The organism is Glacieibacterium frigidum, assembly GCF_007097155.1.
GTDB classification, from domain to species: domain Bacteria; phylum Pseudomonadota; class Alphaproteobacteria; order Sphingomonadales; family Sphingomonadaceae; genus Glacieibacterium; species Glacieibacterium frigidum.
Window position 1 is genome coordinate 1,381,243 of the sequence record NZ_VJWA01000002.1, and the last position, 19,602, is coordinate 1,400,844.

Annotated in this window: 16 protein-coding genes and 1 tRNA gene; 4 read left to right on the top strand and 13 right to left on the bottom strand. The window is 69.7% G+C overall.

Annotated features, from left to right (window positions below):
- Nucleotides 1-98: 98 nt before the first annotated feature.
- Nucleotides 99-173, bottom strand: a tRNA-Glu gene (locus tag FMM06_RS16175).
- Between the two features lie 144 nt (nucleotides 174-317).
- Here FMM06_RS16175 and FMM06_RS16880 point away from each other — a divergent pair.
- Nucleotides 318-848 carry a PEPxxWA-CTERM sorting domain-containing protein gene (locus tag FMM06_RS16880; RefSeq protein WP_185965232.1) on the top strand — a complete coding sequence of 177 codons (531 nt, stop codon included), beginning with the start codon at nucleotides 318-320 and terminating at the stop codon, nucleotides 846-848.
- Here the strand turns inward: FMM06_RS16880 and recJ are convergent.
- Entirely contained in the window at nucleotides 845-2,608 is a 1,764-nt protein-coding gene (gene recJ / locus FMM06_RS16190) for a single-stranded-DNA-specific exonuclease RecJ (RefSeq protein WP_144335345.1), read from the bottom strand. The two genes, FMM06_RS16880 and recJ, sit on opposite strands and share 4 nt — an antisense overlap.
- A 151-nt stretch (nucleotides 2,609-2,759) precedes the next feature.
- Between recJ and FMM06_RS16195 the strand changes: the two genes are divergently transcribed.
- Nucleotides 2,760-5,183 (top strand): TonB-dependent receptor, encoded by a 2,424-nt coding sequence (locus FMM06_RS16195; protein WP_144335346.1) that lies wholly within the window; start codon nucleotides 2,760-2,762, stop codon nucleotides 5,181-5,183.
- Nucleotides 5,184-5,187: 4 nt separating this feature from the next.
- Here FMM06_RS16195 and FMM06_RS16200 read toward each other — a convergent pair whose 3' ends face one another.
- From FMM06_RS16200 to FMM06_RS16885, 8 genes are all read right to left on the bottom strand, one after another.
- Nucleotides 5,188-5,955, bottom strand: coding sequence for a hypothetical protein (locus tag FMM06_RS16200; RefSeq protein ID WP_144335347.1), 768 nt, complete (start codon nucleotides 5,953-5,955; stop codon nucleotides 5,188-5,190).
- A gap of 17 nt (nucleotides 5,956-5,972) precedes the next feature.
- Nucleotides 5,973-6,680, bottom strand: coding sequence for an SIMPL domain-containing protein (locus tag FMM06_RS16205; RefSeq protein ID WP_144335348.1), 708 nt, complete (start codon nucleotides 6,678-6,680; stop codon nucleotides 5,973-5,975).
- 63 nt (nucleotides 6,681-6,743) lie between these two features.
- Nucleotides 6,744-7,739 carry a class II fructose-bisphosphatase gene (gene glpX, locus FMM06_RS16210; protein ID WP_144335349.1) on the bottom strand — a complete coding sequence of 332 codons (996 nt, stop codon included), beginning with the start codon at nucleotides 7,737-7,739 and terminating at the stop codon, nucleotides 6,744-6,746.
- A gap of 43 nt (nucleotides 7,740-7,782) precedes the next feature.
- A complete protein-coding gene (locus FMM06_RS16215) occupies nucleotides 7,783-9,075 on the bottom strand; it encodes a homoserine dehydrogenase (protein WP_144335350.1) in 1,293 nt (430 codons plus the stop codon).
- A gap of 39 nt (nucleotides 9,076-9,114) precedes the next feature.
- Entirely contained in the window at nucleotides 9,115-9,390 is a 276-nt protein-coding gene (locus FMM06_RS16220; RefSeq protein ID WP_144335351.1) for a protease inhibitor I42 family protein, read from the bottom strand.
- 9 nt (nucleotides 9,391-9,399) lie between these two features.
- On the bottom strand, nucleotides 9,400-11,400 hold the full coding sequence (locus FMM06_RS16225) for a C1 family peptidase (RefSeq protein ID WP_144335352.1): 2,001 nt from the start codon (nucleotides 11,398-11,400) through the stop codon (nucleotides 9,400-9,402).
- Between the two features lie 84 nt (nucleotides 11,401-11,484).
- Nucleotides 11,485-12,702, bottom strand: a complete 1,218-nt coding sequence (locus FMM06_RS16230; RefSeq protein ID WP_144335353.1) for an LL-diaminopimelate aminotransferase — start codon at nucleotides 12,700-12,702, stop codon at nucleotides 11,485-11,487.
- A 90-nt stretch (nucleotides 12,703-12,792) separates the two neighbouring features.
- Nucleotides 12,793-13,050, bottom strand: a complete 258-nt coding sequence (locus tag FMM06_RS16885; RefSeq protein ID WP_185965233.1) for a hypothetical protein — start codon at nucleotides 13,048-13,050, stop codon at nucleotides 12,793-12,795.
- A 138-nt stretch (nucleotides 13,051-13,188) separates the two neighbouring features.
- Between FMM06_RS16885 and FMM06_RS16240 the strand changes: the two genes are divergently transcribed.
- Nucleotides 13,189-14,940 (top strand): PHA/PHB synthase family protein, encoded by a 1,752-nt coding sequence (locus FMM06_RS16240; RefSeq protein ID WP_235889354.1) that lies wholly within the window; start codon nucleotides 13,189-13,191, stop codon nucleotides 14,938-14,940.
- 151 nt (nucleotides 14,941-15,091) lie between these two features.
- Here FMM06_RS16240 and FMM06_RS16245 read toward each other — a convergent pair whose 3' ends face one another.
- Genes FMM06_RS16245 through FMM06_RS16255 form a run of 3 tightly spaced genes read right to left on the bottom strand, consistent with a single transcriptional unit; the run spans nucleotide 15,092 to nucleotide 17,495 of the window.
- The gene (locus FMM06_RS16245) at nucleotides 15,092-15,523 is read right to left on the bottom strand and encodes an acyl-CoA thioesterase (protein ID WP_144335355.1); all 432 of its coding nucleotides are present in this window, start codon (nucleotides 15,521-15,523) and stop codon (nucleotides 15,092-15,094) included.
- Nucleotides 15,524-15,561: 38 nt separating this feature from the next.
- Nucleotides 15,562-16,860 carry a cytochrome P450 gene (locus tag FMM06_RS16250; protein ID WP_144335356.1) on the bottom strand — a complete coding sequence of 433 codons (1,299 nt, stop codon included), beginning with the start codon at nucleotides 16,858-16,860 and terminating at the stop codon, nucleotides 15,562-15,564.
- Nucleotides 16,857-17,495: a glutathione S-transferase N-terminal domain-containing protein gene (locus tag FMM06_RS16255; protein WP_144335357.1), complete on the bottom strand. Its 639-nt coding sequence runs from the start codon at nucleotides 17,493-17,495 to the stop codon at nucleotides 16,857-16,859. Before FMM06_RS16255 ends, FMM06_RS16250 begins: the two co-directional genes overlap by 4 nt.
- A gap of 106 nt (nucleotides 17,496-17,601) precedes the next feature.
- On the opposite strand from FMM06_RS16255, the gene FMM06_RS16260 reads away from it, so the two are divergent.
- Nucleotides 17,602-19,599, top strand: a complete 1,998-nt coding sequence (locus FMM06_RS16260; protein WP_144335358.1) for a CHASE3 domain-containing protein — start codon at nucleotides 17,602-17,604, stop codon at nucleotides 19,597-19,599.
- The last annotated feature ends 3 nt before the right edge of the window (nucleotides 19,600-19,602 follow it).

The following is a 19,602-nucleotide window of genomic DNA, read 5'->3' on the forward strand; positions in this document are numbered from 1 at the left end:
ATGCCGATGTGTGTGGCGCGCGTCGCACTCGATTGACCGCGCGGCGACGATCGGCAGCCGGCAGGCTTCGATCTCGCGCAGTGAGCATGCCGGCAGTGTGGTGACCCCTACGGGAATCGAACCCGTGCTTCAGCCGTGAAAGGGCCGCGTCCTAACCGCTAGACGAAGGGGCCTCAGCGGAGCGCGTGCTGCTAGGGCAGACGCCGCTCAGGGTCAAGCCGCCACTCTGCCGCAGATTTATTGCATCGGCGATACAACCAATTACGTACATAGGCGTTATTCATAATAGTTGCGTAAGAGTAACCAGGGTAACGTAGATGAGTAGCATTGCGTCGAAATTGTTGATGTGCGTCTGTGCCGGCGGAACCGGCGCGGCGGTCGTTCCCGTGTCGAAGGCGGTTCGAAACCAGGTTGCGCCGCGCCATGCCGCGGCACCCAAGCGCGTCGCACCGATGGCCGTCGCGGCCGCCGTGGCGCCGTGCGCGCCGGTCTTCGCGGGCGCCGGGTTGACGCCGAGCCTCGCCGGGCTGGGCGGTCTGTCGCCGATGGTGTCGCTCGGCAACGAGACGCCGCTGGCCATCGGGTCACCCGGGTCGCCGCTCGGCACGCCGGGCGCGGTCGGCGACATCCTCGCCACGACGGTCGGTGGCTTTACCACAGTTGGCGGCGGCGGCGGCGGCGGCGGTGGCGGTGGTGGCGGCGGTGGCGGGACCGGCACGGGTGGTGGCGGCGGCGGCCTGCCGCCGGTGTCGAGCAACGCGCCCGAGCCGACGACCTGGGCGCTGATGATCGGCGGTTTCGGCCTGGCCGGCGGCGCGATGCGCTACCGGCGGATGGCCGCGGCCTAATCGGCGAAGGCGATATCGTCGAGGTGGAGTTCGGCGGCCGGGGTACGGCCCCAGTCGTCGCGCTTGACCCGGCCCGCCAGGTAGATCGGCCGCCGTCCCGCCGCGACAAGTGCGGCGCCCAGCGGTGCATCGGCCGAGCGGAACGCCATCGCCTTGACGCGGGCGCCGTCGGGGGCGACCGCGACGACGCGGACGTGCGCCTCGCCGACCACCTTGCACTCGAGGATCGTCCAGGGTCCGCTCGCCACGCGCGGCTGCGGCCAGCCCTGGCCGTAAGGGCCTGCACCGTCGAGCGCCTCGCACAGGTCGACGCAGACCCCGCGCGGGGAAACAGCAGCGTCCATCATCAGGCTGGCGGTCGCCCCCGCGCCCGCGACCTCGCTCGCGCAACGCTCGTTCAGGAATGCCGCGAACGCCGGGATGCCGCCGGGTGCGACGGTGACGCCCGCCGCCATCGCATGGCCGCCGCCCGCGATCAGCAGGCCGCGCTCCTTCGCCGCGAGCACCGCGCCGCCCAGATCGACGCCGGGTACCGACCGGCCCGACCCCTTGGCGCTGCCGTCGGGCTGCACCGACAGGATGATGACCGGGCGGTGGAGCCGGTCCTTGACGCGGCTGGCGACGATGCCGACGACGCCGGGGTGCCACCCCTCGCCGGCGATCACCGCGACGGCGCCGCCGGCCTCGGCGGCGCGGGCAAGGGCTTCCTCGGTGACCTCGGCCTCAATGGCGCGGCGCTCGACGTTGAGCGCATCGAGTTCGGCGGCGAGCGCGGTCGCCTCCTGCGGGTCGTCGGTGGTCAGCAGCCGCACGCCCAGGTCGGCGCGTCCCACGCGCCCGCCGGCATTGATGCGCGGCCCCAGCGCAAAGCCGAGATCATGGCACGCGGGCGCGCGCTCGATGCCGCTGACCGCGATGAGCGCGTTGAGGCCGGGGTTGCGCCGCGCCGCCATGACCTTCAGCCCCTGCGCGACGAAAGCGCGGTTGAGGCCGGTCAGCGGCACGACGTCGGCGACCGTGCCGAGCGCGACGATGTCGAGCAGGTCCATCAGCTTCGGCTCGGGCCGCGCAGCGAAGAAACCCTCGGCGCGCAATGTCCGGACAACTGCGACCGCGAGCAGGAACGCGACGCCGACCGCCGCCAGATGGCCGAACGCCGCGCCGTCCTCCTCGTCGAGACGGTTGGGGTTCACCACCGCGACGCAGCGCGGCAGCTCGGTCGAGGCGCGGTGATGATCGACGACGATGACGTCGAGCCCCGCGTCGCACGCCGCCGACAGCGCGTCGAACCCCTGCGTGCCGCAGTCGACGGTGATCACCAGCTCGGCGCCCGCACCCTTCAACGCGCGCATCGCGTCGGCGCTGGGGCCATAGCCCTCAAGCAGCCGGTCGGGGATGTAGGTCGAGACCGTGCCGCCCAGCTGGCGGATCAGGCGGACGAGCACCGCGGCACTCGTCGCACCGTCGACGTCGTAATCGCCGAACACGACGATGGCCTGGGCCCCCTTGACCGCATCGGCGACGCGGCGCGCGGCAACGTCCATGTCGCGAAAGATCGACGGGTCGGGCAGCCAGTCGCGGATCGTCGGCGCGCGCAGCCGGCTGAAATCCTGCGCGACGGCACCGCGCGCCCGGAACAGCTGCTCGACCAGTGCGTCAATGCCGCCGGCACCGTCGCCGCCCGCATCGGGCGCGACGCCGCCGCGCCACTGCCACTGCTTGCCGAGGACCGATGCACGGACGTTGAAGACGGTGGACATGGGCGGGAGTGTAGGCGCGCAGCCGCACGAAGTGAATCCCTCGGGCCTGCAACAAGCCTGCCATCTCGCGGTGGTTTTGGGCCCGTTCACGCGTAGTCGCCCCTAAAGCACTCATTCGGCCGGCAAAGACCGGCGTTCATAAGGTTTGGTCATGCGTCTGTCCGTCGTGCTGCTGCTCTCCGCGTCCATCCTGGCGCCTGCCTTCGCGCAGGAAGTGCCCGCGCCCGCCGCCGCACCTGCCGCGCCCGCTGCGGCGGTACCGGCACCTTCGGCGGACGAAGAGGAGTCGATGGACGACGAGATCGTCGTCACCGCGTCGCGGCGCAATCTGGGTGCGGTCGTCGGCGACATCACGCCCGAGGTGACGCTGAACGCCGCCGACATCCGCGCCTACGGGGTCAGCAATCTCGGCGAACTGCTCGAGGAGCTCAGCCCGCAGACGGGCAGCGTGCAGGGCCGCGGCGGCGAGGCGCCCGTCGTGCTGCTCGGCGGCCGCCGCATCAGCAGCTTCCGCGAAATTCGCGACCTGCCGCCCGAGGCCGTGGTGCGCGTCGAGATCCTGCCCGAAGAGGTCGCGCTGAAATATGGCTACCGCGCCGACCAGAAGGTCGTGAACTTCATCCTGCGCCAGCGCTTCCAGGCGATCACCACCGAGGTCGAGACGCTGCAGGCTACCGCCGGCGGGCGCCAGGGTTACGAGGCCGACATCAATTACCTGCGCCTGGCGCCCGGCAGCCGCCTCAGCCTCGACGCCGAATACGAGCGCCTGACTCCCCTGTTCGAGAGCGAGCGCAACGTCATCGAGGCCGACCCCGACCGCACCCTGTTGTCGAGCTCCGACGCGCTGAAATTGAATGGTACGTACAACCGCACCATCCTCGGCAACGTCTCGGCGACGATCAGCGCCGAGCTGGAGGGCGCCGACACGACCGCGGCGCTGGGCCGTGCGGCGGACGGCTCGCAGCGGCTGCTGCGCGACGGCGAGACGCGTAACGCCAACGTCAATTATGCGCTGAACGGAAATATCAACAAATGGCGCTGGTCCTTGGACGGCGGCTATACGCGCAACCAGTCGACGATCCTGACCGACCGCGACACCGTCACCGGCGTGGGCCGCGACCGCGCCCGGTCGGTGGCGACGACGCTGTCCAGCGTCGCCACGCTGGGCGGCGACCTGCTGACGCTGCCTGCCGGCTTCGTGTCGCTGACGCTGAAGGCGGGCTTCGACCTGCGCGACATCGCCAGCGAATCGACGCGTGCCGGGGTGTTCACCGCGACCGACCTGTCGCGCGACCAGGGCAATGCGCAGGCCAACCTCGACGTGCCGCTGCTCGAGGACAGCGCGGTCGGCAACCTCAGCGTCAATCTGAACGGCCAGCTCGAGCAATTGTCCGATTTCGGCACGCTGACGACGCTCGGCTATGGCTTCACCTGGAAGCCGGTCGACGCGGTCCAGCTGATCGGCTCGATCACCGAGGAAGACGGCGCACCGTCGATCCAGCAGCTCGGCGACCCCGTGCTGGTGACGCCCAACGTGCGCGTGTTCGACGTCGTCACGGGCCAGACCGTCGACGTCACGCGGATCGAGGGCGGCAACCCCAACCTGCTGGCGGACAGCCGCCGCGTCATGAAGCTCGGCCTGACGGTCAAGCCGATCAAGGGCAGCGACCTGTCGGTGCTCGCGACCTACACCGACACGCGGATCGACAATCCGACCGCCAGCCTGCCGTCGCCGACGCCCGAGATCGAGGCGGCCTTCCCCGACCGGTTCGAGCGCGACAATGCCGGCAATCTGTTCCGCATCGACAGCCGCCCGCTCAATTTCGAGCGTAGCAAGCAGCGGTCGCTGCGCTGGGGCCTCAACTGGTCGAAGGCACTCGCCGGGCCGCCGCCGGTCGGCCCCGACGGCAAGCCGCTGACCGCCGAACAGATCGAGGAACGCCGTGCCGCCCGCCGCGACGAGCGCCAGGGTGCGCGCGGGGCCGGTGGACCCGGCGGCGAGCGCGGCGGCAGGGGCGGCGGTCCCGGCGGCTTCGGCGGGCCGGGCGGTGGTGGCGGCGGCGGCTTCGGTGGCGGTCGCGGCGGCCGCATCACGCTGGCGCTGTTCCACACCTGGCGGCTGGAGGACACGATCCTGATCCGCGAGGGCGTGCCCGAACTCGACCTGCTCGACGGCTCGGCGACGGGGTCGCGCGGCGGCCAGTCGCGGCACAGCGTCGAGCTGCGCGCCGGGATCAACAAGAACGGCCTCGGTGCGCGGGTCAACGCCGACTGGAACAGCGCGACGCGGATAACCGCCAACCGCTCGACCGGCCAGGCGTCGGCGCAGGACCTGCGCTTCGGCGCGCTGACCACGGTCAACCTGCGGCTGTTCGCCGACCTGGGGCAACAGCGGAAGCTGGTGACCGCGGTGCCCTTCCTGCGCCGCTCGCGCGTCACGCTGGCGTTCGACAATATCTTCGACCAGCGCCTCGACGTCCGCGATACCGCAGGCCTCGTGCCGATCGGCTACCAGCCCGACCTGCTCGACCCGCTCGGCCGCTCGGTCCGGGTCAGCTTCCGCAAGCTGTTCTGATCGCTTACTTCTTCACGACGAAGCCGTAGGGGATATAGACGAACAGCTCGGTATTGCTGACCTGCGTCCAGGCGACGGCTTCGTCGAGGCCGGTGACCTCCACGCCCGCAGTCGGATAGAAGCTCGCCGCCTGCTTCGCGCCCGCCGCGATGCGGGCGTAGAGTTCGTCGCGGTACTGCTCGGGCTTGATGATGGTCAGCGCGATGCCGCCCTTCTGCACGATCTGCGAGCGCCCCGTGGGGGGCACCGATTTGACGAAGCCGGCGATCTTCGCCTGGGCACCGCCGATCGAGCCGTCGAGCTTCGTCTTGACCTTCAGGCGGATTGTCGTGGTGCCGCTATAATCCTCGAACGCCGGCTTTGGCTTGTTGTCGCCATCGTCTTCGTCGTCATCGTCGTCGGGCTCGTCCTTGCCGGCGAGGCCCGGAAACTGGTCCTGCCAGTTGGCGCGCGTCACCTCGACGACCTCGAGCTGGCCGGTCACGAGGCTGAAGCCTTGGCGCCCGGCGCGGTCGATCGCGGCGAGCAGCATCGCCTGCACCTCGCGCTGGCGCATCGCGGCGTCGCGCGAGTCCGAGGTGATCTCGATATTGCGCACCGCCGAATCGGCGAGCCGCCTGAGGCCGATCACCGGCGGCGCGGTGGTGATCGTGACGGGGCTCGCCGCCACCCGCATCCCGGTCACGATGATCTCGCCGCTACCCTCATCCTGCGCGGCGAGCGGCGCCGCGAGCAATGCAAGGCCAATGGCGGCGACGGCAGACGCTCGCATGGCGGTTCTCCCCGGGCTCACTTGGGCACGATCGTGTAGCGATAGGGCAAATGCAGGAAGACCTCGGTGGGGCTGACCTGCGACCACACGACCTGGCCGTCGATGCCCGTCACCTGCACCGCATAGTCGGAGCCGAACAGCGCGGCATGCCGCCGGGCGTCGTCCGCCACGGCTTTGGCGATCGCGTCGCGGTACTGGTCGGGATCGACGATGGTCAGCGTTAAGGAGCCGGTGCGGTCGACTGCGCCGCGACCGGTGCGCGGGATGGCCTTCACGAAGGCGTCGATCCGCTGCCCGGCCGCCGCCGTCGAGCCCGCGAGCCTCACCTTCACCAGCAGCGTCGCCTGGCTGGTATCGACCCGGCCCGCCGAAAACAGCGGCAAGCTCTGGTAACCCGTTTTGGTCACGGGAGTCAGGTCGAAACCGCCAGTCACGAGCTCGACGCCCGCGCCCGCGGCCCGGTCGAGCGCCGCCGCCAGCATGGCGTGGATCTCGCGCTTGCGCACCTCGGCATCGCGCGCGTCGGACGAGAAGCTGACCTGCACCACCGCCGAATCGGCCTGCCGTCGCAGCCCAACGACCGGACGGTCCTGCCAAGCATAAGGCGCGTTCTGCCGGTTGGCGGTGACCAGCACCTCGCCGAGACCCGGCGGTTTGGTGTCCTGCGCGTGGACCGGCACGCTGGCCACACCCAGCGCCGTCGCAAACAAGAATGCCCGTCTCATGCCCGCCTCCCCCGCAGCCGAAGTGTCGACCAAGTCGACATCAAAAGCCAGCGGCAGGCGGCGTCAGCCGCGCTTCACCGGCTCCGCGCGGCGCGTGCCGATGACGCGGCGCACCGTGCCCGAGGAGGCGCGCATGACGACGCTTTCGGTGGTGATCGTGCCGTCGCGGCGGCGCTTCACGCCTTTCAGCAGAGAACCGTCGGTGACGCCGGTCGCGGCGAAGATCACGTCGCCCTGCGCCAGGTCCTCGAGGGCGTAGATGCGGTCGAGGTCGGTGATGCCCCAGCGGCGCGCGCGGCCGCGCTCGTCGTCGTTGCGGAACACCAGCCGGCCCTGCATCTGGCCGCCGACGCAGCGCAGGGCTGCGGCCGCCAGCACGCCCTCGGGGGCGCCGCCGCTGCCGATGTAGATGTCGATGCCCGTCTCCGGATCGGTTGTCGCGATGACCCCCGCGACGTCGCCGTCGCCGATCAGCATGATGCCGCAGCCGAGCGACCGCAGCTCGGCGATCAGCGCCTCGTGGCGCGGGCGGTCGAGGACGCAGGCGATGATCTCGTGCGGCTGCACGCCCTTGGCGGCGGCGAGCGACTGGATATTCCACGTCGTCGACTTCGACAGGTCGATGGTGCCGTCGGGGTAGCCCGGGCCGATCGCCAGCTTGTCCATGTAGGTGTCGGGGGCGTTGAGCAGGCCCCCCTCTTCGGCGATGGCCAGCACGGCAAGGGCGTTCGGCCCGGCCTTGGCGGTGATCGTCGTGCCCTCCAGCGGGTCGAGCGCGATGTCGATCTTGGGGCCGGTGCCCTGCGCGCGGCCGACCTTCTCGCCGATGTACAGCATCGGGGCCTCGTCGCGCTCGCCCTCGCCGATGACGATGGTGCCGTCGAAATCGAGCTGGTTCAGCGCGTCGCGCATCGCCTCGACCGCGGCGGCGTCGGCGGCATGCTCGTCGCCGCGCCCGATCTGCTTCGACGCGGCGATCGCCGCATATTCGGTGACGCGCACCATCTCGAGGACGAGCACGCGGTCGAGGACCGCGCTGGCGGGGGCAGTGTTGGGCATGAAGGCTCCGGATGGTTCGCCCGACGGCCTAGGCGCGCCCTTATCAAAAGTCGAGAATATGCATCATCATCGGGGGTGCGAGCAGGTCGTCCGAGGCAGTCATGCGGTCGAGCGCGGCGCGAACCTGGCGCTCGACGACGTGGTGGGTAACCATCACAACGAAGACCCCGCCGCTGCCGCCGTGGCCGCGCTGGATCAGGCTTTCGATCGACACGCCCGAATCGCGCAGATGGGCGGTCAGCGCCGCGAGCACGCCGGGCCGGTCGGCAACGGTCAGGCGCAGGTAGAAGCGTCCCGCGTGGCTCGCCTGGTCCGCGGTCTCGAACTGCGTCAGCGCGGCGACCGGCATGCCGAAGGCGGGCTGCGCGGGCCCGCGGGCGATGTCGATCAGGTCGGCGACGACCGCGCTGGCGGTCGGCCCCGCGCCCGCGCCGGGGCCTGAGAAGAACAGCCGTCCGGCGAAATCGCCCTCGACCACCACGGCATTCAGCGCGCCTTCGACGTGCGCGAGCGGGTGCGCGAGCGGCACCAGGCAGGGGTGGACGCGTTGGAACAGCTTGCCATCGGCGGCACTCGCCAGCCCGACGAGCTTGATGCGGTAGCCGAGGGTCGCGGCATGGTCGATGTCGGCGCTGTCGACCGCGCGCACGCCCTCGGCGGCCACGCCCGCGAAGTCGATGCGGGACGCGAACGCCAGGCCGCTGAGGATCGATAATTTGTGCGCGGCGTCGATGCCGTCGATGTCGAAGCTGGGGTCGGCCTCGGCGTAGCCTTGCGCCTGCGCGTCGGCCAGCACCGCGCCGAACGACAGGCCCTCGGCCTCCATCCGCGTCAGGATATAGTTACACGTGCCGTTGAGGATGCCGTAGACGCGGGTGATCCCGTTCGCCGCCGCGCCCTCGCGCAGGCCCTTGATGACCGGGATGCCCCCCGCCACCGCCGCCTCGTACTTCAGCGCCGCGCCGTTCGCCTCCGCCAGGTCGCCGAGTTCGAGGCCGTGATGGGCCAGCATCGCCTTGTTCGCAGTAACCAGCGCCTTCGCCCGCCCCAGCGTCGCGCGCGCCAGCGTCAGTGCCGGGCCGTCGCTGCCGCCGATCAGCTCGACCACGACATCGACATCGTCACGGCCCGCCAGTTCGGTCGCATCGTCGACCCAGGCGAAGCGCGACAGGTCGACCCCCCGCCCCCGGTTGCGGTCGCGTGCGCTGACCGCGCTGACGACAATGCCGCGGCCCGCACGCCGCGCGATCAGCTCGGCATTGGCGTCGAGCAGCGCGACGACCCCGCCGCCGACGGTGCCGAGGCCCGCAAGGCCGATGCGCAGGGGGTTTGTCATGGCCTCGCTCTTCGCGTCGCGGGCGGGACCGCGCAAGCCCTACTCGACGATCAGATCGATTTCGCGTGTCGCGATGGGCGCATCGGGCTGCCACGGTCGCGCCAGTCTCGCGACGATATGGTAGCGACCGGCCGGTGCGGCGACGCGCAACGCGCCGCCGCTGCCGCCGCCCAGTTCCTGCCCCGGAGGTGCCGGGGTGCGCGGGCCGTCGGGCGCGCGCGTCACCCCGGGCGGCAGGTCGAGTACCCAGCTGTACCCGGTCGCCGGGCCGTCGGCGACGGGCAGGTCGATCGCCGTGCCCGCTTGCCCGCGCACCTCCATGACTCAGCCTTGCCAGCCCGCGGTGTAGATGCGCTTGTCGGGGCCGACCGCGAAGATATCGAGGTTGTTCGGGCTGCGAGCGATCGCGGTGACCATCGTGCCCGGCCCGGCGCCGCCTTCCAGGATCCGCCACCAGCCGCGCCAGCGCGCATCGCCGACCTGCCACCCGGCCGAATAGATGCCGCCGTCCTCGCCGACCGCGAAGATGTCGATGCGGCCGGGCTTGCGCGACACCGCGTGGACCGAGGTGTTCGGCGCGACGCGGAAATGCCCGACCGGCCACCAGCCCTGCCACGCCGGATTGGCCGGCGACCAGGCGGCGGTATAGACCTGCCGGTCGGTGCCAACGCAGAAGATGTCGAGCATGTCGGGCCCTCGCGACACGCCGAACACGCTGGTGTTCTGTGCCGCGACGCCGCCCGCGACGGGCCACCAGCCCGCCCACGCCTGGCCCGAATGTTTTGCAGCAGTATAGACGCGCTGGTCGGCGCCGACGCAGAAGATGTCGATCTGGTCGGGGCGGCGCACGACGCCAGTGACCGAGGAGTTGCGCGACGCGACTCCGCCGTTGATCGGCCACCAGCCCTTGATCGCCGGGTCGCCCGGCTGCCACGACGCGTGGAAGATGCGCCGGTCGCTGCCGACGCAGAACAGGTCGAGCTTGTCGAGGCTGCGCGACACCGCATGGACCGAGGTGTTCTCTGCCGCGACGCCGCCCGCGACCGGCCACCAGCCGCGGAACTCGTTATCGCCGGGCATCCAGGCAGCGGTGTAGATCTTGCGGTCGCCCATGCCGACGCAGAAGGCATCGAGGTGATCGGCACGGCGCGACACGATGGTGATCGACGACCCCGCCGCCGCCTTGCCGCCGCGCACGTGCGCCCAGCCGCGCCACTTGGTGTCGCCCGGCTGCCACGCCGCGTTGAAGGTGCCGAGGTCTGACCCGACGCACATCACGTCGAGCTTGTTGGGAGCTCGCGATACGCCGTGCACCGACGTGCTGGCTGCTGCGACGCCGCCGTTGAGCGACCACCAGCCGGCCCATCCGGCGGGTGCCGGGTAGATCACGCCCTGCGCGCCGAAGAACGCCTCGCTGTCGCTGTTGGCGGTCCCGTAGGCCATCATGAACCAGCCGGCGCCCGTGCCGTCGGGGTCGGCGGTGCCGCCGAAGCCGGTACCCCAGCTATTGCGGCAGATCCACGCGCCGAGGTCGTCGTCATAGCCGACAACGAGCACGGCGTGGCCGCCGCGCTCCTTGCCCTTGACGTGCGTGTAGACGCCGCCGTCGTAGGTGTCGAAATCCTCGTACACCGTGAAGCCGCAGACCAGCGGCCCGACGTTGGCGAGGTAGATCTTGCGGTCGTCGCCGGTCCACGCGGTGACGTCGGTGACCTTGAAAACCTTGCGGGCGCGGTCGGCGACGGCGCGCGTGTACGCCTGCCACAATTCGCTGCCGTCAGCCTGCTTCTGCCCGGGATCACCCTTGGGCGGCGTGTCGAACGCTGAACTGAAGCTCAGGTCGGCCTCGGCGACGACGCCGCGCGACTTGATCTGGTTGAGGCAGGTGCTGTTGTCCCAGCCGCCGCAGTTGGCGCCGTGCGACGAATTGAAGTGCGCGTCCGCCTCCGACAGATGGATGCTCGTCGTCGAGTGCTCGATCGCCGCCATCGCGCCGACCAGCCCGGTGCAAGCGAACGAAACGCAGGCTCCACAATAGCCCTGGTCGGTAACCGGGCCGATGACGCCGCGGTCGCGCCAGTCGAAGCGCTTGGGATGGGTGGTGAAGCCGCCAACCGCCGATTTCATCGGCGCGCGGAAGATGTGCGCCAGCCCGTCGGACTTCAGGAAATCGGCGTTGACCCGCGCCGTCTTGAGCAAACTGCGGTTTGCGGGCTCCCAACCCAGTGCCCGCGGGCGGAAGTTGGCGGGCAGTTCGCGCGCCTTCCAGGTATCGCCCGCCGCCTTGATTGCAGCGCGCAGGTCCTTGATGTCGATGACGGCCACGTTCTTCTCCCACAAAGATCACGCGACCGTTTTTTTTCAGTCAACGCGATTTGCGGGTGGAAGGCAAGTCGTTCCGGGTGCAGGCTAGCCTGCGGCGCGCACCGGCCCGCCGGCGTTGACCCCCATCGACTGGAGGTACTTCTTCACCCCCCGCGCGGCCTGGCGGATGCGGTGTTCGTTCTCGACCAGCGCGATGCGGACGAAGCCTTCGCCTTCCTCACCGAAGCCGGTGCCCGGGGCGACCGCGACGCCGGCGTGGGTGATCAGCTGCTTCGAGAACTCGACCGCACCGAGGTGCGCGAGCGCGGGCGGGATCGGGGTCCAGGCGAACATGCTGGCGGGCGGGCTCGGGATGTCCCAGCCGGCGCGGCCGAAGCTTTCGATCAGCACGTCGCGGCGGCGACGGTAGAGCAGGCGATGCTCCTCGATACAGTCCTGCGGGCCGTTCAAGGCCGCGACCGCCGCCGCCTGGATCGGCGTGAAGGCACCGTAGTCGAGGTAGGATTTGACCCGCGTCAGCGCGGCGATCAGCTGCCGGTTGCCGACCGCGAAGCCGATCCGCCAGCCCGCCATCGAATAGGTCTTCGACATCGAGGTGAACTCGATCGCAACGTCGCGTGCGCCCGGCACCTCGAGGATCGAGCGCGTCGGCTTGGCGTCGTCGAAATAAATCTCGGCGTAGGCGAGGTCGCTGATCACCCAGATGCCGTGCGCCTTGGCGAAGGCGACGACCTGTTCATAGAACTCGAGGTCGACGGTCTCGGCGGTCGGGTTCGACGGATAGCCCATGACCAGCACGGTGGGCTTGGGCACGGTATAGCGCACCGCGCGGTCGAGCTTTTCGAAGAAGTCCGGCCCCGGCGCGGCGGGAATGCCCCGGATCGTGCAGCCGGCGATGATGAAGCCGAACATGTGGATCGGGTAGCTGGGGTTCGGCGCCAAGATGACGTCGCCGGGCGCGGTGATCGCCTGCGCGAGGTTGGCGAGGCCTTCCTTAGAGCCCAGGGTTACGACGACCTCGGTTCCGGGATCGACGTCGACATTGAAGCGGCGGCCGTAATAGGCGGCCTGTGCCTTGCGAAGGCCCGGGATGCCGCGCGACGCCGAATAGCCGTGGGCGTCGGGCTTTGCCGCGACTTCGGCGAGCTTGGCGATGACGTGCGCGGGCGGGGGCGAATCGGGGTTGCCCATGCCGAGGTCGACGATATCCTCGCTGCGGGCGCGTGCGGCCGCCTTGAGGGCATTGACCTCGGCGAACACGTACGGCGGCAGGCGGCGGATCTTGTAGAAATCGTCGTTCATGGCGGGTTCCGGCGCGGCCCGTAACGGACCGCGCCACCGTCCTGCCAGAGAGTGCCCGCCGATGCTACATCGGCTTCGGCGGGTTGCCGATTACATCGGCTTGGGGGGCGTGGCCTTGGCACCCGCGATCTTGTTGTTGCCGGCGTCGCGGCTGTCGGCGGGGTAGTAGGGCAGCGCGTTCTTCTCGGTCGTCGCGCTCTGGTCGCAGCTGTCCTGCACCTTGGCGGTGCACTTGGGTAGCGGTGCGGGGGCCGCTGCCGGGGCTTCGGCGGGTGCCGGTGCGGCGGCATCCTGGGCGACGGCGGCGACGGGCAGCGCCAGCAGTGCGGCGATCAACAGGCTCTTCATCATGGTTCCCCTTGGCCCGGGCCGTCGTGCGGCCCGCAGGCGCGATGCTAGACCCGAAACGTAGCGGTCGCCAAGCCCCGCGCGGGGTATCGCGAGTGGCGGCGCGCGCGTAGACAGGCGGCGGGGATGGAGAAGCCGATGACCGCCGAAACCTCGCCGCCTGCCGTCGAGCCGCTCGAACAGTTCCAGCGCTGGACCGACCTGATCGGGCGCGGCCAGCAGACGATGCTGGAGTTCATGACGCGCGAGCCCGCCGCCGACGCCAACCCCGATCCGTTCGGCATGATGGCGACCTGGCAGAAGGTCGCCGCTGCGGCCGCCGCCGACCCGGCGAAGCTGGTCGAGATGCAGACGCGCTTCATGACCGACAGCCTGGCGCTGTGGCAGTCGTTCCTGACGCCCGGCGCCGACAAGCCGCAGGTCAAGGACAAGCGTTTCAAGGGCGAGGCGTGGGGCGAGGTGCCGGCGTTCGACCTGATGCGGCAATCCTATCTGCTCGCCTCGCAGTATATCCTCGACGCGACCGCGAACCTCGACGGCCTCGACGCCCGCGACAAGGCGAAGGCGCTGTTCCACACCAAGCAGTTCGTCGACGCGCTGAGCCCGTCCAACTATCCGCTGACCAACCCCGAGGTTCTGAAGGCGACGATCGACACCGGCGGCGAGAATTTGCTCAAGGGTCTCGACCATCTGCTCGACGACCTGAAGGCCGGGCGGATGCGGATGACCGACGAGACGGCGTTCGAGGTCGGGCGCAACGTTGCCGTGACGCCGGGCAAGGTGGTGTTCGAAAATCGCCTGTTCCAGCTGATCCAGTACACGCCGACGACGCCGGACGTGTTCGAGACGCCGCTGTTGATCTTCCCGCCGTGGATCAACAAATTCTACATCCTCGACCTGACGCCGGAGAAGAGCTTCATCCGCTGGGCGGTCGAGCAGGGGCTGACGGTGTTCGTCGTCAGCTGGAAGAACGCCGACGCGTCGATCGCCGACGTGACCCTCGATTCGTACATCGGCGAGGGCATGATCATGGCGATCGCCAAGGTGCTCGAGGCGACCGGTGCGCCCTCGACCCACACGATCGGCTACTGCGTCGCGGGCACGACGCTGGCGGCGGCGCTGGCGTACCTGACCGCCAAGGGCGAGGCCGACAAGGTGGCGAGCGCGACCTTCTTCACCGCGCAGGTCGACTTCGGCGACTGCGGCGACCTGTCGGTCTTCGTCGACGATGCGCAGCTCGACGGCATCGCCAAGCTGACCGAGGGCAAGGGCGTGCTCGACGGCCGCTACATGGCGTCGACGTTCAACATGCTGCGGTCGAACGACCTGATCTGGAACTATGTCGTCAACAACTACATGCTGGGGAAGGATTATCTGCCCTTCGACCTGCTCTACTGGAACTCGGACGCGACCAACGTGCCGGCGCTGTGGCACCAGAGCTATCTGCGCGACCTGTACCGCGACAACAAGCTGATCGAACCCGGCGGGATCAGCGTCGCGGGCGTGCCGATCGACCTGTCGACGGTCATGACGCCGAGCTACGTGCAGGGCGGCAAGGAGGACCATATCGCGCCGGCGCGGTCGGCGTACCGCATCTCGCGTATCCTCGGCGGCCCGTCGCGCTTCGTGCTCGCGGGGTCGGGGCATATCGCGGGTGTCGTCAACCCGCCGAGCCAGATGAAGTACCAGCACTGGACCGGCCCCGCCGACGCGCCGACGCTCGATGCGTTCGTCGAGGGCGCGACCGAGCACAAGGGCAGCTGGTGGCCCGACTGGATGGCGTGGCTGGCGCCGCAATCGGGCGCGAAAGTGCCGCCGCGCGTACCCGGCGAGGGGCCGCTGCAGGCGATCGAGGATGCGCCGGGGCGGTATGTGAAGGAGCGGATTTAAGGGCCGCGCTCGGCTTTTGTTCGTCATCCCCGCGAAGGCGGGGACCCAAGGTCACTGCTCTCAATTACAGGCGCAGGGCCCCTCCGCTAAAAAAACCCGGTGACTTTGGGTCCCCGCCTTCGCGGGGATGACGAAAAAACGGTGCGACCGACTACCCCCTGAGCGCCCACCCCTCCAAAATCGCCCGCAACCCATCGGGAATCGGCGCCGGCCCCTCGGGCCCGCGGTACACCATCACAGCGTCGCTCAACCCGATGCACGCGCCCCCCTGGAACAGCCCCATCGCGGTGCGGTAGCTCTTGGTGCCGATCGAGCCGACGCCGTAGCCGACGGTAACCGGCGCCGGGTACGACCCCTCGCCCAGATAATCGATTGCGACGTGGCCGATCAGGTAATGCGGCCGGTCGATCGTCGGGTGGGCACGCCACAGGCCGTGGTTGAAGCGCACGCGCGCCTCCTCGTACAACCGCGCCACCGCGACATTGTTGAGGTGGCGGTTGATGTCCATGTCGGTGAAACGCGTCTCGAGGTCGATGCGCCAGGGGTAGTTGTCGATCAGGCGGCGGCGCGGGTCGTCACGCATAATCGGTTCCTGTGTTTCACGTGAAACATCCCGTCCGGTTAGTCGAGCCGGTAACGGATCGGCAGCGTCTTCAGCCCGCTGACGAAATTGGCGATCGTGCTGCGTGGCTCGCCCGCGAGCTCGACGTGCGCCAGGCGCGGCAGCAGCTCGGCGAACAATGCGCGGATTTCGAGGCGCGCGAGGTGCAGGCCGAGGCACTGGTGGACGCCGTGGCCGAAGGCAATCTGGGGGTTCGGCGTGCGGTCGACGCGGAAACTGTCGGGGTCGTCGAACACGCGCTCGTCGCGGTTGCCCGAGGCGTAGAACAGGCACAGCGCGTCGCCGGCGCGGATGGTCTTGCCGCCGATCTCGGTATCAACCGTCGCAGTGCGCATGAAGTGCTTTACCGGCGTCGCCCAGCGGATCATCTCCTCGACCGCACCCGGCAGCAGGCCCGGGTCGGCGCGCAGCTTCGCCAGCTCGGCAGGGGCGCGGATGAGTTCGAGCATGCCGGCCGCGGCGGTCGAGCTCGTCGTGTCGTGGCCGGCGGTGGCGACGATGACGTAATAGCTCATCGCCTCGCGCTCGCCGATCGGCGCGCCGTCGATCATGCCGTTGGCGATGACGGTCGACACGTCGTCCTGGGGGTTCGCCCGGCGGGCTGCAGTCACCGCGCCGAAATAGCCGAAATACTCCTGTGCCAGCGCGAACAGGTCGACCTGCGGGTCGCCCGACCCCGCGACCGCGCCGGCGCCGGCGGTGATCCGCGCCGAGCGTGCGACGACGTCGGGGTCCTGCGGGCCGAACATCTCCTGCGTCATCTTGAGCATCCGCGGCTCGTCCTCGGGCGGCAGGCCGAGGACGCGCATGATGACGCGCAAGGGGTAGAGCAGCGCGACATCCTCGACGAAATCGCAACGGTCGCGCCCCGCCATGCCGTCGACCGCGGCCTTGGCGAGGCTCGCGATCTCGCCCTCGAGACGCTTGAGGTTCGGCGGCAGAAACCAGCTGTTGGTCAGCTTCCTCAGCTTCATGTGCTCGGGGTCGTCGAGGTCGACCAGGGTGCGGAACAGGTGCGTGTCGCCGACGGTCGCGAGCGTCCATTTCTCGGCCTCGATCGGCGCGAGATAGGTGCGGTGCCGGTTGACGAAGCGGTCGTTGGCCTTGCTGACCGCGTGGATGTCGGCGTGGCGGGTGATCGCCCAGAACGGGCGAAAGCCTGCCGGCGTGCACCAGTGCACTGGGTCGTCGGCGCGCAGGGTCCGATAGGCGTCGTGCACCGATCCGTCGGCGGTCGCCTGCGGATTGACCAGCACATCGTCGATCGTGTCGCGGCTGAACCCCCCGAACGGCTTCATGCGGGTGGCTGCGCGTCGGCGGCGCGGGCATAGGCGCGCACGGTGCCGGGCCGCGCCTTGATGCTCTCGCTCCAGCGCCCGACGTGCGTCGCGTCCTCGGTCACCCCGAAGTTCGCCGCCGCCAGCGCCCAGGGATAGCTCGTCATGTCGGCAACGCTGTACGCCGCGCCGGCGAGGAACTCATGGTCGGCCAGCCGCCGGTCCATGACGCCGATCAGGCGCCGCGTCTCGTCGGTGTAGCGCTTGATGCCGTATTCGATCTTCTCGGGCGCGAAGCGCGTGAAGTGCGCCGCCTGCCCCGCCATCGGGCCCAGCCCGCCGACCTGCCAGAAAAGCCATTCCTTGACCGCGACGCGCTCGCGCAAGCTATCGCCGCCGAAGCGCTTCGCCTTCTTCGACAGGTACAGCAGGATCGCCCCGGATTCGAAGACGCTCAAGGGGGCACCATCGTCACCCGGCTCCGGATCGACGATCGCCGGCATGCGGTTGTTCGGCGCGATCTTCAGGAAGTCGGGCTCGAACTGCGCGCCCTTGCCGATGTCGACCGGATGGATGCGATAGTCGAAGCCGCACTCCTCCAGCATCATCGTGATCTTGTGGCCGTTCGGCGTCGGCCAATAATAGAGGTCGATCATCGGCATGGCTCCCCAGGGTGGTGCGACGATGCCAGCCGCTCCGCACGTTGCCAACCCTGTCCCCGGACAATAACAGGGGCATAGAGGCCAGACAGCAGCGGGGACGGTGAGCAGCGATACGACCGGAACGGACACGCGGCGGCGGGGGCTGCGGCAGCCGCTGCTGTGGCTGCTCGCGCTCGGCGGCACGGCCGGCTTCGGCATCTTGCTGGTCACGCTGCTGCTCGCCGCGCAGCGCGCCGACGAGAGCCGTCAGCATGCCGAGGAATGGCAGCTGCACACCTATCGCGTAATGCTGACGGCCGAGCGGCTGCAATCGAGCCTGTTCGATGCGCAGCGCAGCATGCGCGGCGCGCTGATCACCAACGATAGCGCCTATCTGCCGGTGTATAGCGCGGCGGTCGGGCGGGTGCCGGGGCTGACCGCCCAGTTGCGCCGCATGACCCGCGACAACCCGCGGCAGCAGCGGCGCATCGACTGGCTGGACGCGCTGATCAAGACGCAGCTCGACCGCATGCGGACCAACGAGGCGAGCGTCCGGAGCGGCGAAATCACGCCGTTGATCGCCGCGGTGCGCAGCGGCGTCGGAGAGGTGAACATCAGCCAGATCCGCACGGCGATCGCCGCAATCGTCGAGGAGGAGCGTCAGTTCCTGGTGACCCGCGCCGCCGTCGCGCGCGCCGCAGGCGCCGAGGTGCGCGAGGCGGCGCGCGCGGTCTGGGTGATCGGTATCGCGCTGCTCGCGCTGGCGCTCGTCTCGGGCGGGGCGGCGGTGACGGCGCTGCTCCGCGCCCGGCGTGCCACCGCGCTCGCCGAGGAGGCGGCACGGGCGCGCGGCACGCTGGAGACGGCGGTCGCGCTGCGCACCGCCGAGATCGCCGCGTCGAACGCCGCGCTGAAGGAGGAGATCGCCGCCAAGGAGGTCGCCGAATCGCAGGTCCGCCAAATGCAGAAGCTCGAATCGCTGGGCCAGTTGACCGGCGGCATCGCGCACGACTTCAACAACATGCTGGCGATCGTCATCGGCAGCCTCGACCTCGCGCGTCGCCGCCTCGAAGACCCGACGGGCAAGGTGCTGCGCTATCTCGACAACGCGATGGACGGGGCAAAGCGCGCGGCGACGCTGACCGCGCGGCTGCTCGCCTTCTCGCGCCAGCAGGCGCTGGCGCCCGAGCCGATCAATCCCAACACCTTCGTCGGCAACATCTCCGAACTGCTGCGCCGCACGCTGGGCGAGGCGATCCAGATCGAGACCGTGCTGGCGGGCGGCCTGTGGCGCACCTACGCCGACGCGGGCGAGCTGGAGAACGCCATCGTCAACCTCGCGGTCAATGCCCGCGACGCGATGGGGGGCACGGGCAAGCTGACCATCGAGACCGCCAACACCCACCTCGACGACGCCTATGCGGCGAGCCACGCCGACGTCGAGCCCGGGCAATATGTCGTGATCTGCGTGACCGACACCGGCAGCGGCATGCCCGAATCGGTGATCGCCAAGGCGTTCGACCCGTTCTTCACGACCAAGGGCGTCGGCAAGGGCACGGGGCTGGGGCTCAGCCAGGTCTATGGCTTCGTCAAGCAGACCGGCGGCCACGTCAAAATCTACTCGGAGGCGGACAAGGGGACGACGGTAAAGCTGTACATGCCGCGCTGGACCGGCGCCGACGGGCCCGACAAGATCGTGATGGCCGCGGGCGAACTGCCGCGCGCCGCCGAGGGCGAGACCGTGCTCGTCGTCGAGGACGAGGCCAATGTCCGCCTGGTCACCGTCGATGCGCTGCGCGACCTCGGCTATCTGGTGGTGCATGCCGGCAACGCCGACGAGGCGCTGGCGACGATCGCCACCGAACAGCGCATCGACCTGCTGTTCACCGACATCGTCATGCCGGGCCGCAACGGCCGCGAGCTTGCCGAGGCGGCGCAGGCGCTGCGCCCCGGCCTGCCGGTGCTGTACACGACGGGCTACACGCGCAACGCCGTCGTCCACAACGGCATGCTCGACGCACAGGTGGCGTTCCTGTCCAAGCCCTTCTCGGTCGAGGCGCTGGCGGTCAAGGTCCGCCAGGTGCTCGACGGCGGCGGCGTCAACCGGGTGGTGGGCTAGCCT

What these genes read in the sequence shown, in the direction of transcription:
- FMM06_RS16200 (WP_144335347.1), bottom strand. Translation starts at nt 5,955, where the DNA reads ATGCGAGCGTCTGCCGTCGCCGCCATTGGCCTTGCATTGCTCGCGGCG.
- FMM06_RS16230 (WP_144335353.1), bottom strand. Translation starts at nt 12,702, where the DNA reads ATGAACGACGATTTCTACAAGATCCGCCGCCTGCCGCCGTACGTGTTC.
- FMM06_RS16880 (WP_185965232.1), top strand. Translation starts at nt 318, where the DNA reads ATGAGTAGCATTGCGTCGAAATTGTTGATGTGCGTCTGTGCCGGCGGA.
- FMM06_RS16250 (WP_144335356.1), bottom strand. Translation starts at nt 16,860, where the DNA reads ATGAAGCCGTTCGGGGGGTTCAGCCGCGACACGATCGACGATGTGCTG.
- recJ (WP_144335345.1), bottom strand. Translation starts at nt 2,608, where the DNA reads ATGTCCACCGTCTTCAACGTCCGTGCATCGGTCCTCGGCAAGCAGTGG.
- FMM06_RS16205 (WP_144335348.1), bottom strand. Translation starts at nt 6,680, where the DNA reads ATGAGACGGGCATTCTTGTTTGCGACGGCGCTGGGTGTGGCCAGCGTG.
- FMM06_RS16245 (WP_144335355.1), bottom strand. Translation starts at nt 15,523, where the DNA reads ATGCGTGACGACCCGCGCCGCCGCCTGATCGACAACTACCCCTGGCGC.
- FMM06_RS16885 (WP_185965233.1), bottom strand. Translation starts at nt 13,050, where the DNA reads ATGAAGAGCCTGTTGATCGCCGCACTGCTGGCGCTGCCCGTCGCCGCC.
- glpX (WP_144335349.1), bottom strand. Translation starts at nt 7,739, where the DNA reads ATGCCCAACACTGCCCCCGCCAGCGCGGTCCTCGACCGCGTGCTCGTC.
- FMM06_RS16215 (WP_144335350.1), bottom strand. Translation starts at nt 9,075, where the DNA reads ATGACAAACCCCCTGCGCATCGGCCTTGCGGGCCTCGGCACCGTCGGC.
- FMM06_RS16255 (WP_144335357.1), bottom strand. Translation starts at nt 17,495, where the DNA reads ATGATCGACCTCTATTATTGGCCGACGCCGAACGGCCACAAGATCACG.
- FMM06_RS16240 (WP_235889354.1), top strand. Translation starts at nt 13,189, where the DNA reads ATGACCGCCGAAACCTCGCCGCCTGCCGTCGAGCCGCTCGAACAGTTC.
- FMM06_RS16195 (WP_144335346.1), top strand. Translation starts at nt 2,760, where the DNA reads ATGCGTCTGTCCGTCGTGCTGCTGCTCTCCGCGTCCATCCTGGCGCCT.